The following is a 14,491-nucleotide window of genomic DNA, read 5'->3' on the forward strand; positions in this document are numbered from 1 at the left end:
GAGGGACCCGGCCGCCGTAAAAATCGCCGGAATTACTCGGCTGCTGCTTCGGCCGACGGTGCGGCTGCTTCGCCCTCTTCGCCCTCTTCGACGTTTTCGGTGGCCTCGGAGATGTTGACGACGAGTGCTTCGGGGTCGGCCAGCAGGGTGGAACCCTTCGGCAGGACGAGGTCGGAAGCGTGGATGTGCTCGCCGGCGCTACGGCCTTCGATGCTGACCTCGATGGCGGTCGGCAGGTGGGTTGCCTCGGCCTCGACGGAAACGACCGTCATTTCCAGGTTGTGGACGTTGCCCGGAGCCAGCTCGCCGCTGAGGTGAACGGGCACGTCAACGGTGACCTTCTCGCCGGTGCGGACGGTCAGCAGGTCGAGGTGCTCGATGATCTGCTTGATCGGGTTGCGCTGGATGTCCTTGACCAGGGCCAGGTGCTGCTCGCCGTCGATGTCCAGGGTCAGCAGGGCGTTGGCGGTGCGGACGGCCAGGGTGGTGGCCTTCGCCGGCAGGGTGATGTGGATCGGCTCGGCACCGTGGCCGTAGATGACAGCCGGGATCAGGTTGGCCATGCGGGCGCGGCGGGCGAAGCCCTTGCCGAATTCGGTGCGGACTTCTGCTGCGAGCTTCTGCTCAGACATGGATATCTCCTCGTGGGATTTCAAGCTGTGGGACTAAACGGTGTTCAGCAAGGGCGGAGGTCTGTTTACGACCTTCAACGCCGGGCTGCCGTGCGGCTACCCTTCAGAAGGAGATTCAGACCCAGTCGATTACGGAGACCAGCAGTCCGGGTTCCGATTAATTCACATCAATACGGAATGCCGGCGCTCTCCCTCGCCAAGGTTTCGGTACAAGGCTACCAGCGGAGGGACCGGTTTCTGAAACCGGGCCCTCCGCCGGCCGGCTTAGGCCTGGCCGTCGAACAGGCTGGTGACGGAGCCGTCGTCGAACACTTCACGGATGGCGCGGGCGATCAGCGGCGCGATGGAGAGCACGGTCAGCTGCGGGAAGCGCTTGTCCGCGGTGATCGGCAGCGTGTTGGTGACCACCACTTCGCGGGCGCCGGACTCGGACAGCCGGCGGGCCGCCGGATCGGAGAACACGGCGTGGGTCGCGGCGATGATGACATCCTTGGCGCCGGCGTTCTTGAGCACCTGGACGGCGCCGGAGATGGTTCCGCCGGTATCGATCATGTCGTCGATCAGGACGCAGGTGCGGCCTTCAATCTGGCCCACGACCGTCTTGGAGACGGCCTGGTTGGGCACGGTGAGGTCCCGGCTCTTGTGCACGAACGCCAGCGGCGCGCCGCCGAGGCGCTCGGCCCACTGCTCGGCCACGCGGACGCGGCCGGTGTCCGGCGAGACGACCGTGACCTTGTCCGAGCCGACCCGGGTGCGGATGTAGTCGGCCAGGAGCGGAATGGCCATCAGGTGGTCCACGGGGCCGTCGAAGAAGCCTTGGATCTGGGAAGTGTGCAGGTCCACGCTCATGATCCGGTCGGCGCCGGCGGTCTTGTACAGATCGGCGACGAGGCGTGCCGAGATCGGCTCGCGGCCACGGCCCTTCTTGTCCTGCCGGGCGTAGGGGTAGAACGGGGACACCACAGTGATGCGCTTGGCGGAGGCCCGCTTGAGCGAATCGATCATGATCAGCTGTTCCATGAGCCAGTTGTTCAACGGTGCCGGGTGGGCCTGGATCACGAAGGCGTCGGTGCCTCGGACGCTCTCGCCGGCCCGCACGTAGATCTCGCCGTTGGCGAAGTCGTAGGCGTCCAGGGGCAGCAGCTCGGTGCCGAGCTCCTTCGCGATCTCCTTCGCCAGCTCAGGGTGCGCGCGCCCCGCGGCCAGCACCAGCTTCTTCTCGCCGTGTGCCGTAATTTCGCTCATGATTGCTAGCCCTCTTCTGTCGGTGCCGGAGTAGTGGAGGATGTTGGGGCGGCGCCCGCGGCGGAATCCACCGCGGCAGCGGACTCGGCCAGGGCGGACTCTGCCAGGGCGGCGGAAACGGAACCGGGGCGGTTGGCCGCAACCCAGCCGTCCGAGTTCCGCTGCTTGGCCAGGGTGACGGCGAGGGCGCCGGCCGGGACGTCCTTGCGGATGATCGCACCGGCGCCGCTGTAGGCGCCGTCGCCCACGCGCACGGGGGCCACGAACACGGTGTTCGAACCGGTGCGCACACCCGAGCCGATCACCGTACGGTGCTTCTTCTCGCCGTCGTAGTTGGCCGTGATGTTGCCGCAGCCGATGTTGGTGTCCTCGCCGATCTCCGCGTCCCCGGCGTAGCCGAGATGGGACAGCTTCGAGCCGCGGCCGATCGTGACGTTCTTGGTTTCGTAGAACGCGCCGATCTTGCCGGTCTCGCCCAGGACGGTGCCCGGGCGCAGGTAGGTGAAGGGGCCCACGCTGGCGCGCGATCCGATCGTGGAGCCGGAGCCATGGGTGCGGATCACCGTGGCGCCCTCGCCGACCGTGACGTCGGTCAACGTGGTGTCCGGGCCGACGACGGCGTCGCGCGCCACCGTGGTGTTGCCGTGCAGCTGCGTATTGGGCAGGAGCCGGACGTCCTCGTCGAGCGTCACTGTGGCGTCGATCCACGTCGTGGCGGGATCCACGACGGTCACGCCGGCGCGCATCCAGGCTTCGAGGGTGCGGCGGTTGAGTTCAGCGCCGAGCGCCGAAAGCTGGACGCGGTCGTTGGCGCCCTCCACCTGCCAGCGGTCTTCGGTGACGACGGCGGCGACGCGGCCGCCCGCGGCGCGGGCCAGGGCCAGGACATCGGTGAGGTACTTTTCGCCCTGGGCGTTGTCCGTGGTGACGTGGACCAGCGCGTCGCGCAGGACGGCGGCGTCGAAGGCGTAGATGCCGGAGTTGACCTCACGGATTTCGCGTTCGGCGCTGGTGGCGTCCTTGTGTTCGCGGATTCCCGTGACGGTTCCGTCTTCTGCGCGGAGGATGCGACCGTAGCCGGTGGCGTCCTCGAGCACGGCGGTGAGGACGGTGACGGCGTTGCCCTCGGCCTCGTGGGCGGCGACGAGCTCGCCGAGCAGGCCGCCGGTGAGCAGCGGGACGTCGCCGTACGTGACCACGACCGTTCCGCCCAGCGGTCCTTGGGGGTCGAGCGTGTCGAGCGCTTCCAGTGCCGCCTCGACCGCGCGCCCGGTGCCGGGCACATCGTCCTGGTCCACAATCAGGGCTTTCGGATCGAGGGCGGAGACGTGGGCGGCCACGAGGTCGCGCTCATGCCGGACCACCAGGGCCAACTCGCGGGGGCTGATACTGCGGGCCGCCTGGAGCGCGTGGCCGACCAGCGAGCGGCCGCCGATCTCATGGAGAATCTTGGGGGTACGGGATTTCATCCGGGTACCGGCCCCTGCAGCTAGGACGATCACGGCGGCTGGGCCAGTATTCTCGGGGCTCACGTATTGGCTCTCCTTGCTTGGTTGCGCAGTGTGTCTCGCCAAGTTCCGCCCATAGGACTCGAACCTATACTCCACGGCTCCAAAGGCCGGGGTGCTGCCATTACACCAGAGCGGACCGTGCCCAGGCTTGACCTGTGGCACGAGAATCAATTCTGCCACGAAGGTTGATGCTCGTGCGACTCAGCGCCGCGGAAAGAGCGGGCAGGCGCGGGAGGGCGCGGGAGGGCGCGGGTGGGCGGCGTGGGCAGGCGGTGCGGCCGGCGCCACGGGACATGCCCATTCTTGGTCCGCGCGGCCGGACATGTGCCGCAGGATTCACGCGCTCCGCGGAACGTACCTTCCTGGGCATGCGCAGAGACCCGTTCCCTAAGCGGGACATGCCCAGTGTTGGTCCCGAGCAATGGACATAATGCCAATATGCCCATCCCTGGCCCGCGCCGAGGGACATGCCCAGCGGGATTTTAGCCCTCAAAGGGACATGTCCAGCGGCGGGTGCTCACGCTGGGCATGTCCGCGGGATTCACGCGCTCCGCGGGACGTGCATTCCCGGGCGTGCGCAGAGACCCCGTTCCCTCCGCGGGACATGCCCAGTGTTGGTCCCGAGCAATGGACATAGTGCCAATATGCCCATCCCTGGCCCGCGCCGAGGGACATGTCCAGCCGGATTTGAGCCCTGCAAGGGACATGTCCCGTGCTGGCCCGCGCCGAGGGACATGCCCAGCGGAAATTCAGCCTTCCAAGGGACATGTCCAGTGCTGGCCTGGGCCGAGGGGCATGTCCCGCGGGTTTTGAGGGCTGCGAGGGACATGTCCAGTGGTGGGTGCCCACGCTGGGCATGTCCCGGCGAGCGCGTGAGGCTACTCCCCCAGCACTTCCAGGGCCTCGAGCCATTCGAGTTCAAGGGCTTCGCGTTCCCCGGCCAGTTCCTGGAGTTTCGCGTTGAGTCCGGCGAGCTGGTCGAACTTGCTGGCGTCCCCGGCCCCGGCGGTCATCTGGGCGTGGATCTTGTCTTCCTGCTGCTTGAGTTTGCCCAGTTGGCGGTCGATCCGGTTCTTGGCCTTGCGGGCGTCGCGCTTTTCGGCCTCAGAAGGGCCGCTGGCGGCGGGAGCGGATCCCCCGCCGGCGGAGGTGACGGGGTTGCCGCCGCCGGTGATCGTGGAGCCGGCCAGGGCCCCTTCCCGCAGTTCGAGGTACTGGTCCACGCCGCGGGGCAGGGCGCGGATCTTGCCGTCGCCAAGGAGCGCCATCTGGTGGTCCGTGACGCGCTCGAGCAGGTAGCGGTCGTGGCTGACGACGACGAGCGTGCCCGGCCAGCCGTCGAGCACATCTTCGACGGCGGCGAGGGTGTCGGTGTCGAGGTCGTTGGTCGGCTCGTCAAGCATCAGCACGTTCGGCTCCCCCACGAGCAGGCGCAGGAGCTGCAGCCGCCGGCGTTCGCCACCGGAGAGGTCCTTGACCGGGGTCCACTGCTTCTCGTTGGTGAAGCCCAGCTGCTCCACGAGCTGGCCGGCGGTGAATTCCTTGCCGCCGACGTTGAAGGAGCGCTTTTCCCGCTCGATCACTTCGATCACACGCAGGTCCGAGACGTCGTCGAGTTCCTTGACCTCCTGGGTCAGGACCGCTGTGACCACCGTCTTGCCGCGCTTGACCTTCCCGGAACTGGGCTGGATCTCGCCGTTGAGGAGTTTGAGCAGGGTGGTCTTGCCGGCGCCGTTGACGCCCACGAGGCCCAGCCGCTCCCCGGGGGCGAGGCGCAGCGTGATGTTGTCGAAGAGCTTCTGCCCGGGCTCGCCGCCGAGGAAGTCCAGCGAGACGTGCTCGAGGTCCAGGACATCCTTGCCCAGCCGGGCGGTGGCCATCTTGCTCAGCGCCGTCGAGTCGCGCGGCTCGGGGACGTCCGCGATCAGGGCGTTGGCTGCCTCGATCCGGAACTTGGGCTTGGCGGTACGGGCCGGGGCACCGCGCCGGAGCCAGGCGAGTTCCTTCTTCACGAGCTGCTGGCGCTTGCTTTCCATCACGGACGCTGACCGGTCGCGCTCGGCCCGGGCCAGGACGTAGGCGGCATAGCCGCCGTCGAACGGGTCCATGATGCCGTCGTGGATTTCCCAGGTCTTGGTGCAGACTTCGTCGAGGAACCAGCGGTCGTGGGTGACCACGAGGAAGGCGCCCTGGTTGGCCCGCCAGCGGGTCTTGAGGTGCCGGGACAGCCACGCGACGCCTTCGACGTCGAGGTGGTTGGTGGGCTCGTCGAGCATGATGACGTCGTGGTCCTCGATCAGCAGCTTGGCCAGCGCCACACGCCGCTTCTGCCCGCCGGAGAGCGCGTGGACGTTGGCGTGCCAGTCGACGTCGGACACCAGCCCGCCCATGACTTCGCGGATCTGGGGATTGCGGGCCCACTCGTAGTCGGCCTGGTCCCCCACGATCGCGGCGCCGACGGTGAGGTCGCCGTCGAGCACGTCGCTCTGGTCCAGGTAGCCGATGTTGACCTCGCTGCGCTTGGTCACCCGGCCGGAGTCCGGGGTGGAGCGCATGGCCAGCAACCGCATCAGGGTTGACTTGCCGTCACCGTTGCGGCCCACCATGCCAATCCGGTCGCCCTCTTCAAGGCCGAGGGTAATGCCATCGAGGACGGTACGGGTTGCATACGAGACCGTGAGGTTCTCGCCGCCGAGCAGGTGTGCCACTGGGAACTGCTTTCTTAGGTGTATCGGTGAAGTGAAGCTGTGAAGTCATCGGATGCGATGCGTCAAAAGCTCCTAAAGGAGCGTATCGGAGATGATGCGGGCCCCGTGCACCGGCCCGTGCACCGCCATGGCGTCGAGGCTGTGGTGCCGCAGCTCTTCGGCGAGCCCGGCGGCCGCGGCGGGGCTGTGTGCGAGGAACGCGACGGTGGGTCCGGAGCCGGAGACGATGCCCGCGATCGCGCCGCAGGCTTCGCCGCGGCCCAGGGTCTCGCGCAGGCCCGGGGCCAGTTCGATCGAGGCGCGCTGGAGGTCGTTGACCAGCACGCGGCTCAGGGCGTCGGCATCGCCGCTGCGCAGAGCCGTGAGCACGCCGGGATCCACGGCGTCGGGTTCGTCCACCGCCAGGCCCTCGGCCGCGCGCAGGCGGTCCAGGGTGCGGTAGACCTCAGGGGTGGGCAGGCCGAAGTCCGCGCTGACCAGGACCCAGTCCGTCTGGGCCTTGACCAGGGCCGGCGAGAGGTCATCGCCCAGGCCCAGTCCGACGGCGGTGCCGCCCAGCAGCGCGAAGGGAACATCGGCGCCGAGCTCGGCGGCCAGGTGGGCCAGCTCATCGCGGGACAGTCCGCTGTTCCACAACGCGTCGCAGGCCAGCAGGGTGGCGGCGGCGTCGGCCGATCCGCCGCCCATGCCGCCAGCCACGGGCACCCGTTTGGTGATCTCCAGGTGGACACCCGTGGAGTGTTCCGAGACGTCGGCCATGATGGCGGCGGCTTTGTAGGCCAGGTTGCGGTGATCGAGCGGAATGTCCACCCCGTCGAGGTCCACGGTGCTCGCATCGCTGATGCTGACGGTGATCTCGCCGGTATCGGTGCTGGTGGCGGCAATTTCTTCGTAGAGCGAGACAGCCAGGTAGACGCTGGCCACGGAGTGGTAGCCGTCCGGCCGCAGCGGTCCGACATCCAGTGAGACGTTAACCTTGCCTGGAGCTTTCACCCGGACGGTCCTCGCGGCAAAGCGCCCTCTCACTGCGTTCATGGCTCCACGCTATGGCATCGCGGCCCGGGCTCCAAGCACGCAACCGCCCCCGGAGGCGCCCATGCGGAACTCACAAGGAGCTCAGGAGTCCGCTTGTCCGTGGGCTTCGGCGATTCTGGCGAACGCCGCGATGTCGATCACTTCGCCGCGTGCGGTGGGGTCGACGCCGGCGGCCCGCAGGCAGCGTTCGGCCTCGGCGGCACTGCCGGCCCAGCCGGCCAGCGCGGCCCGGAGCGTCTTGCGGCGCTGCGCGAAGGCGGCGTCGATCACGGCGAAGACCTGCGCCCTGGTGGCGGTCGTGACGGGGGGCTCCCGGCGCGTGAAGGCGACGAGTCCGGAATGGATCTTGGGCGCTGGCCAGAAGACGTTCATGCCGATCACGCCGGCCTTGCGCATGCTGCTGTACCAGGCGGCTTTGACGGATGGAACGCCGTAGGTCTTGGAGCCGGGGCCGGCCGCGAGCCGGTCGGCGACTTCATCCTGGACCATGACCAGGCCGTGCTGCAGGCTCGGGAAGTGCTGCAGCAGGTGCAGCACCACGGGAACGGCCACGTTGTAGGGAAGATTCGCCACGAGGGCGGTCGGCTCGACGGGAAGTTCGGTGACCCGCATGGCGTCGGCCAGGACGAGGTGGAAGTTCCCGGCGGCGTGCGGACGCCACGCGGCGACAGTGGCCGGCAGGCGCCCGGCAAGGACCGGATCGATTTCGACGGCGACCACGCTGCGGGCGGCGTCCAGCAGGCCAAGCGTCAGTGACCCGAGTCCGGGCCCGACTTCCAGGACGGTCTCATCGGCCCGGATGTCGGCGGCGTTCACGATCCGCCGGATGGTGTTGCCGTCGATCACGAAGTTCTGCCCGAGGGTCTTCGTGGGCCGCACGCTGATTTCCTCTGCCAGCCGGCGGATATCGGAGGCACCCATCAGCGGTGCGGGCGCCGCTCCGGGCAGGCTTTCGGGGGCGGAGGGGCTCGGTTCAGTCACCTAGGTATCCTATCCCGGCGCCGGTACGCCGCAGGCCGGGTCCGGAGGGAATCCGGACCCGGCCTGTGCTCTCCCCTGGCTGTGGTCGGCAGCCGCGGGAGTCGGGCGTTTAGTGGCGGGCGTTCAGTGGCGGGCGGTCAGCCGCCGGCCTGGCGTGCTAGCTGGAGGCGGCCCAGCCGCAACCCCAGGGCTGCAGTCCGCGCTGGGCGTAGACCCGGTTGGCGATGGCGATCTGCTGGGCCTTGGTGGCGGCCGCGGCGTTCGGGGCGTAGGCGCCGCCGCCCGAGCTGAGCCAGGTGCCGACGTCGAACTGCAGGCCTCCGTAGTAGCCGTTGCCGGTGTTGGTGGACCAGTTGCCGCCGGATTCGCACTGGGCGATCTTGTCCCACATGCCCTGGTTCATCATGGCGGGGGCGGCCGCACCGGTGTTGGCGGCGGGCTTGGGCTTTTCCTTGGTGCCGACAGTGACCTTTTCGGTGACGGGCTGGACGCTGACGGTCTCGGACACCAGGGTCCGGGAGGCTTCGCGGCCATCCACGAGGACCAGCTTGAAGTTCTTGCTGGTGGTGCCGGCGACGCCGGCCTGGGTGACCTTCTTCTCACCCTTGAACATGTCAGCACTCTCGGTGGTGAGTGTTTCGAAGGCGACGGGCTCGGTGGTTTTGGCCGTCTTGCTGACGTCGACGCGGGAGACCTTGATCACCATGTCATTGACCACCGGGGCGTTCCCGGGCTGGGATACGCGGTCGCTGGCCCCGAGCGAAAGCCCGGCGTCCTCGAGAACTTTGGCGACTGTGGCCGCCGTCGTGGTGGTCGCTGCCGCCTTGCCGTCCGCAACGAGGCTCACCTTTTTGGGCGTCGAGATGGAGACGAAGGAGCCGGAGACGGCGAGCTGGGCGTCCTTGGGCACGGAGACCTGCGAGGCGCTGGCCACGCCGAGTTCGGTCACGAGCCCCTCGACGGTGGGTGCGGTGGTGGAGATGGTCCGTTCGGCGCCGTCCAGGCTGACCTTGACGGCCTTGGCGAGGTTGACGTTGATGACTGACCCGTCCTGCACGTGGGCGTCCGTCGAGGGCGACACCCTGTCAGATGGCTGCAGTTCAACCTTGGCACTCTTGACGACTTCCCCGACGGTTCCGCCGAAGGTCTGGACGGAGCTGACTTTGCCATCCACGTTGAGTGTGATCGTCTTGTTATTGCCGACGAAGGCCACGAGGCCCAGCACCAGTGCCACCAGCACCACGAGCTGCGTGCCAACCTTGACGAAGCTGAACTTGCCGTCCGATGTGAAGAACTTGACCACAATTGCCCGAATCTCTTGGACCTTCCGGGCACGGGGAAAAGTGCACGTGGCCATCCCCCGCGAGCGCGCCAACGGCGGCTCCGGACAGCGTCCGGAGCGTCACGGAACATGCGTGCACTGCCTCACCCAAAACGAGAGCGCGCATGTGGTTTGTTGGCCACAATGCACGCCCTGCTGGAGTGAAATTATCCGTAGGCCTTCCCCGACCCCGGCTAATAGTTGACCACTGTAATCGAAGCGTTATAAAGGAACCAAGAATTTGTGCATACCCGGTATCTACGCCGGGAGGCTGGATGAGGGCGGTTTAGTCCCAGGATCCGTACGCCCGCACCGTATTTGCGGCGATCTGCGCACACAGCCCGGAAAGCTCCGACCCGGTCACATCGGCCATAGCCCGCACCGTGTACGGAACCATGTAGCTCGCGTTGGGCCGGCCGCGATGCGGGTGCGGGGTGAGGAAGGGCGCGTCGGTCTCGACCAGGATCCGGCTCGGCTCAGCGATAGCCAGCGCTTCCCGCAGGTCCGTCGCGTTCTTGAATGTCACAGTTCCGGCAAAGGACATGTACCAGCCCTCCGCGTTGCAGGTCCGGGCGAGCGCCTCGCCGCCGGAGAAACAGTGGAAGACCACCCGCTCCGGGGCCCCCTCTTCGCGCAGGACCTGGACGACGTCGTCGTGGGCGTCGCGGTCGTGGATTTGCAGCGTCAGTCCGAGCCGTTTGGCGATGTCGATATGGCGGCGGAACGAATAGCGCTGGTGGGCCAGGCCCTCCCCCTCGGTCCGGAAGAAGTCCAGGCCGGTCTCCCCGATCGCCCGGATCCTCGGATGGGCGGCGAGCGCCTCGATCTCGGCCAGGGCCTCCTCCAGGCCGCCGCGCCGGGCGTAGCCGGGGGCGTCGTTGGGGTGGAGGGCAACAGCGCCCAGGAGCCGGGAATCGAGGTCGACCGCGTTGACCGTAAACCGGGACGATTCGAGGTCGCAGCCCACCTGCACGGCGCCTTGCACGCCCACGGCGGCGGCGGCATCGAGGGCGTCCTTGATGCCCACCTCAAGCTCCGCGTCGGGAAAGTCCAAATGCGTGTGGTTGTCCATGACCGGCACGGGAAGCGGTTCCGGTGCGGGCGGATACCCGCTGCGTCCGGTACCGTCGTTTCCAGGCGACCGGAAGGGGACGGGAGTGAGGGGATTGAGCATTCATCCACCCTAACCGGAGGCCAGATTTCCCCGGAACTCTCTGTCAGGGCCGGCAGTTGTGTTAGTAGTCTGTTAATACTCTGTAATTTCCCCGTTAGGAAACAGGTGAATGCCACTGCGGGGCCCGGCCGCCGCGGGCGGTCAGATCCGGGACCCACCAGGGCTGAAAGGCTGCCGATGGATTACCACCGCACTTCCGTAGACGACATCCTCCCCCAGGGACAGAGCCTCCCGGGCCGCGCCTCCTTGGACCCAAACGCAGCCGGACAGCGGCCCCCGCGGCATGAACTGCCGGCCATGGATGCCGACGCTTTCCACTCAGCCAGCACCCGGATCCTGACGGCGATCAATACGGTCATCGACGGCAAGGCCGAAGCGGCCAAACTGGCACTCACGGTCCTCCTCGCCCAGGGCCACCTGCTCCTCGAAGACGTCCCGGGGGTGGGCAAGACCCTCCTGGCGAAGACGCTGGGCCGCACCATCGACTGTTCCGTCAGCCGGATCCAGTTCACCCCGGACCTGCTCCCGTCCGACGTCACGGGCGTGTCCATCTACAACCAGGCGACCCGGACCTTCGAGTTCCGGCACGGCGCTGTGTTCGCCAATATCGTCATCGGGGACGAAATCAACCGCGCCTCGGCCAAGACCCAGTCAGCCCTGCTGGAGTGCATGGAGGAGCACCAGGTCACGGTGGACGGCACGTCCTACCGGCTGGACGAGCCCTTCATGGTGGTGGCGACGCAGAACCCCATTGAGATGGAGGGCACGTATCCGCTGCCGGAAGCGCAGCGGGACCGCTTCATGGCCCGGATTTCCATGGGCTACCCGGACCGTGAGTCCGAGATGGAGATGCTCGAAACCCACCAGGCCTCCTCTCCGCTGGCGCGTGTGACGGCAGTGGTCACCGCGGCGGAAGTGGCCGCCATGATTGCCACGGTGCAGCAGGTGTACGTGTCCCGGTCCATCAAGGAATACACCGTGGCCCTGGGCCGGGCCACGCGGGAAAGCGGGCTTCTCCGGCTCGGCGCCAGCCCGCGGTCCATGCTGCAGCTCCTGCGTGCGGCGAAGGCCACCGCCGCGCTGGAGGGCCGGGACTTTGTGCTGCCGGACGACGTCGTCAGCGTCGCCGAGGCGGTGCTCGCCCACCGGATCATCCTCGACCGCAAGGCGGCCAGCGCGGGTGAGACGCCGCAAAGCGTCATCCGGGCCATCATCGCCAAGATACCCGCCACCCCGGACGTGACGGCCTCACCCAACGGAACCGGCGGCCCTGGCCGGAAGAAGGCCTCGGCCATGGCAGCCGCGCCGCCGCCCAACGTGCCCAATCCGCGCTAGGGAATGGCTCCGCCGTGGCGATAAGGGATCGGTTCCCCGGGCACTTCTTCAGCAGCCGCGGCTGGGGCCTGCTCGGCGCGGGTGCGGTGTCGCTGCTGGCCGCGCAGATCATGGGGCGCCGGGACCTGCTGGCCCTGGCCGTCCTGCTGCTGGTGCTGCCGGTGCTCGCCCTGGCCGGAACCCGGGTCCTGAAGCCGAGGTTCCGGGTCTACCGCGAATTCAGCCCGTCGCCGGTTGAAACGTCCGCCCGTGCCACGGTGCGGCTGGCCGTCGCGCGGACCGGGGCGGGCACAGGCCACGCGGTCATGGAGGAACACTTGCCGGCCCGGTTCGGCGAATCGCCTGTCTTCCGGTTCCCGGCCCGTGCGGCAGCCGGCGGCACCAGCCGCTATGAGTACCACCTCCGCTCGGCCAGACGCGGCCAGTTCCTGATCGGGCCCGTCACGGCGGAATTCAGCGATCCCTTCGGGCTCTCCTTCCACCGCCACGCGATTGACGACGGCGACCTCCTCACCGTGACGCCCGCCGCCATCGAGCTGCCGGAGACGGGGCTCGCCGGTGCCCGCGGGCACGACGGTGTCACACCCACGCGGGCCCGGGCCAATCCCAGCGACGACGACGTCATGACCCGCGAATACCGCCACGGGGATCCGCTGCGCCGGGTGCACTGGGCCGCGACCGCCCGCCACGGTTCCCTCATGGTGCGGCAGGAGGAATCCGTCACGACCCCCGAGGCGACCATCATCCTGGACCAGCGGCTCTCGGCCTACCCCCACGGGGTGTTCGGCCACAGTGCACATTCCTCCGGCGGCCACCCGGGCGGCGGCGAGGGGGACGGCCACGACCTGCTGACCTCTGATGCCTTCGAGTGGGCTGTCACGGCGGCGATGTCGATCGGGGCGCACCTCGCGGAACGCAACTACTCACTGCGGTTCCTGGACAGCGCGGGCGCGCCGGCCTTCCGGAATTCGCCGTCCGCTCCCGACCCGGAAGCCGAGGAATACACCGGAACGGCCGGGCTGCAGTCCATCGCCGAAAGCCTGGCTGCCATCGAGCTTTCCGGCCCGCACCACACCCACCACCACAACCACCCGCGCCGTGACCGCACGGCGCCCCGCCCCCAGGCCCGCCCGCAGGAGGCCGCGGCGGGAACCAGCACCGGATCCTCCGCGCCGGGTGGATTCCGCTCGGGGGCCGCTGCGGGCACCGGGAATGCCCCGCACGCCTTCGACGACACCCTGATGGACAAACTTTCCGCCCACCGGCTGCGCGGACCTGTCCTGGCGGTCCTGGGCAGCCTGACTCCGGCCGAGGCCCGGGCGCTGTCCCCGGCCGCCGGGTTTGGCGCGAACGCCTTCGCGCTGCTGGTCACGGACCGGGCACAGGATTCCGGCGAAGTGCCCGAGGTGCTGGAGGCGCTGCGGCTGGGCGGATGGCGGGCCCTGGCGGTATCCGCCCAGAGCTCGCTGCCTGACGCCTGGGCAGCCTTCGACCAGGCAGACCCGGGGATGTCCGCCGGGGCCGACGTCCGCCGCGGCGTGGGGGGCCGGCCATGACCCTCGCCCCGCAACGCAACCACGGCACCGGCACGGCCGGCGAAGAAGAACCGACGGCCCTCTCCCCCGGTGCGGCGTCCCGGCCGGACGGACCCGGCGCCCGGCCCTGGGTGATGGCGACCGCCGTCGCGGTAGCCGTCGCGGGCGCGGCCCTCGGATTCAACGGCGTCCTGCGGGGCTGGGCCTGGTACTCCCCGGTGTTCAGCACCGTCCTCTCCGTTGCGTTCTCCCTCGCGGTGCTCCGGTCCCTGCGTGCCCGGCCCTGGCTGGTGACCGCCGGCGGCCTGGTGGCGCTGATCGTGGCCGTGACCTTCATCTTCTTCCGGCAGCACAGCATTGCCGGGTTCATCCCCTCCCCGGAGACCATGAACTACCTGGGAAAGTTCCTCCGGCGGGCCAGCGAAACGGTCCTGGCCGAGAGTACCCCAGTGGCCCCCAACGCCGGAATCGTCATGCTGATCTGCGCGGTCCTCGGGCTGCTCGTGATCCTCATCGATGCCCTGGCGTTCCCGCTGGCGCTGCCGGCCACGAGCGGGCTCGGGATCCTGGCAATCCTCGTGGTGCCGGCCATGGTCAAGCCGCAAAGCGTGGGGGTGCTGGGGTTCGTGGGCGCCGTAGTCGGGTACCTGTTGATCCTCGGCTGCAGCCATTGGTACACGCCGGATACCCGCACCCTGGCCGACACCGCCCGCAACCCCGGACAGCTGCGGCGCGGCACGGTCACGGCCGTCGCGGCGCTGACCCTCACGCTGGTGCTGCAGCTGGTCATCCCGGGTTTCGACCAGGGCACGTTCCCGCAGGGCTCGCGGCTGAACCCGTTCGGCGGCGCCACCGGCCTCAATCCGATGATCAGCCTGGGCAACAGCCTGCGCAGCCCCTCCGGCGAGGGCCGGATCACCTTCGCCACGAACGCGCCGACGACGCCGTACCTGCGCTCGGTGACGGTGGACACCTTTGACGGCGATGCCTGGTCACCCGATGACCGGGAGTCGA

The 14,491-nt window shown here is 68.6% G+C and carries 11 protein-coding genes and 1 tRNA gene; 3 read left to right on the plus strand and 9 right to left on the minus strand.

What is annotated here, in order from left to right; genetic code table 11:
* Nucleotides 1-32: 32 nt before the first annotated feature.
* The 9 genes from Y706_RS0110035 to Y706_RS0110075 all read right to left on the minus strand — a co-directional run bounded on the left by Y706_RS0110035 (nucleotide 33) and on the right by Y706_RS0110075 (nucleotide 10,607).
* Entirely contained in the window at nucleotides 33-632 is a 600-nt protein-coding gene (locus tag Y706_RS0110035) for a 50S ribosomal protein L25/general stress protein Ctc (protein ID WP_028276489.1), read from the minus strand.
* Between the two features lie 264 nt (nucleotides 633-896).
* Entirely contained in the window at nucleotides 897-1,877 is a 981-nt protein-coding gene (locus tag Y706_RS0110040; protein ID WP_018774662.1) for a ribose-phosphate diphosphokinase, read from the minus strand.
* 5 nt (nucleotides 1,878-1,882) lie between these two features.
* A complete protein-coding gene (glmU, locus tag Y706_RS0110045) occupies nucleotides 1,883-3,409 on the minus strand; it encodes a bifunctional UDP-N-acetylglucosamine diphosphorylase/glucosamine-1-phosphate N-acetyltransferase GlmU (protein WP_043435867.1) in 1,527 nt (508 codons plus the stop codon).
* 43 nt (nucleotides 3,410-3,452) lie between these two features.
* Nucleotides 3,453-3,524: transfer RNA gene (locus Y706_RS0110050), tRNA-Gln, on the minus strand.
* Nucleotides 3,525-4,266: 742 nt separating this feature from the next.
* The gene (locus Y706_RS0110055; RefSeq protein WP_028276491.1) at nucleotides 4,267-6,096 is read right to left on the minus strand and encodes an ABC-F family ATP-binding cassette domain-containing protein; all 1,830 of its coding nucleotides are present in this window, start codon (nucleotides 6,094-6,096) and stop codon (nucleotides 4,267-4,269) included.
* Nucleotides 6,097-6,168: 72 nt separating this feature from the next.
* Complete coding sequence (locus Y706_RS0110060; protein WP_028276492.1) at nucleotides 6,169-7,131, minus strand: 4-(cytidine 5'-diphospho)-2-C-methyl-D-erythritol kinase; 963 nt, start codon at nucleotides 7,129-7,131, stop codon at nucleotides 6,169-6,171.
* A gap of 81 nt (nucleotides 7,132-7,212) precedes the next feature.
* Nucleotides 7,213-8,112, minus strand: a complete 900-nt coding sequence (gene rsmA / locus Y706_RS0110065; protein ID WP_028276493.1) for a 16S rRNA (adenine(1518)-N(6)/adenine(1519)-N(6))-dimethyltransferase RsmA — start codon at nucleotides 8,110-8,112, stop codon at nucleotides 7,213-7,215.
* A 157-nt stretch (nucleotides 8,113-8,269) separates the two neighbouring features.
* Complete coding sequence (locus tag Y706_RS0110070) at nucleotides 8,270-9,415, minus strand: resuscitation-promoting factor (protein ID WP_028276494.1); 1,146 nt, start codon at nucleotides 9,413-9,415, stop codon at nucleotides 8,270-8,272.
* A gap of 304 nt (nucleotides 9,416-9,719) precedes the next feature.
* Nucleotides 9,720-10,607 carry a TatD family hydrolase gene (locus tag Y706_RS0110075; RefSeq protein WP_028276495.1) on the minus strand — a complete coding sequence of 296 codons (888 nt, stop codon included), beginning with the start codon at nucleotides 10,605-10,607 and terminating at the stop codon, nucleotides 9,720-9,722.
* Between the two features lie 177 nt (nucleotides 10,608-10,784).
* Between Y706_RS0110075 and Y706_RS24775 the strand changes: the two genes are divergently transcribed.
* From Y706_RS24775 to Y706_RS28070, 3 genes are all read left to right on the plus strand, one after another.
* Nucleotides 10,785-11,942 carry an AAA family ATPase gene (locus Y706_RS24775; protein ID WP_052355048.1) on the plus strand — a complete coding sequence of 386 codons (1,158 nt, stop codon included), beginning with the start codon at nucleotides 10,785-10,787 and terminating at the stop codon, nucleotides 11,940-11,942.
* 14 nt (nucleotides 11,943-11,956) lie between these two features.
* Complete coding sequence (locus Y706_RS0110085; protein ID WP_028276496.1) at nucleotides 11,957-13,498, plus strand: DUF58 domain-containing protein; 1,542 nt, start codon at nucleotides 11,957-11,959, stop codon at nucleotides 13,496-13,498.
* The coding region (locus Y706_RS28070) for a TgpA N-terminal domain-containing protein (RefSeq protein WP_043435872.1) at nucleotides 13,495-14,491 on the plus strand (997 nt) is incomplete at its 3' end. The genes Y706_RS0110085 and Y706_RS28070, both read left to right, overlap by 4 nt.

Origin of the sequence: Arthrobacter sp. I3, assembly GCF_000520575.1 — a bacterium.
Taxonomy (GTDB): Bacteria; Actinomycetota; Actinomycetes; order Actinomycetales; family Micrococcaceae; genus Arthrobacter; species Arthrobacter humicola_A.

Coding starts and splice junctions, on each gene's coding strand:
- Y706_RS0110035 (WP_028276489.1), bottom strand. CDS start 632: ATGTCTGAGCAGAAGCTCGCAGCAGAAGTCCGCACCGAATTCGGCAAG.
- Y706_RS0110040 (WP_018774662.1), bottom strand. CDS start 1,877: ATGAGCGAAATTACGGCACACGGCGAGAAGAAGCTGGTGCTGGCCGCG.
- Y706_RS0110060 (WP_028276492.1), bottom strand. CDS start 7,131: ATGAACGCAGTGAGAGGGCGCTTTGCCGCGAGGACCGTCCGGGTGAAA.
- Y706_RS0110075 (WP_028276495.1), bottom strand. CDS start 10,607: ATGCTCAATCCCCTCACTCCCGTCCCCTTCCGGTCGCCTGGAAACGAC.
- Y706_RS24775 (WP_052355048.1), top strand. CDS start 10,785: ATGGATTACCACCGCACTTCCGTAGACGACATCCTCCCCCAGGGACAG.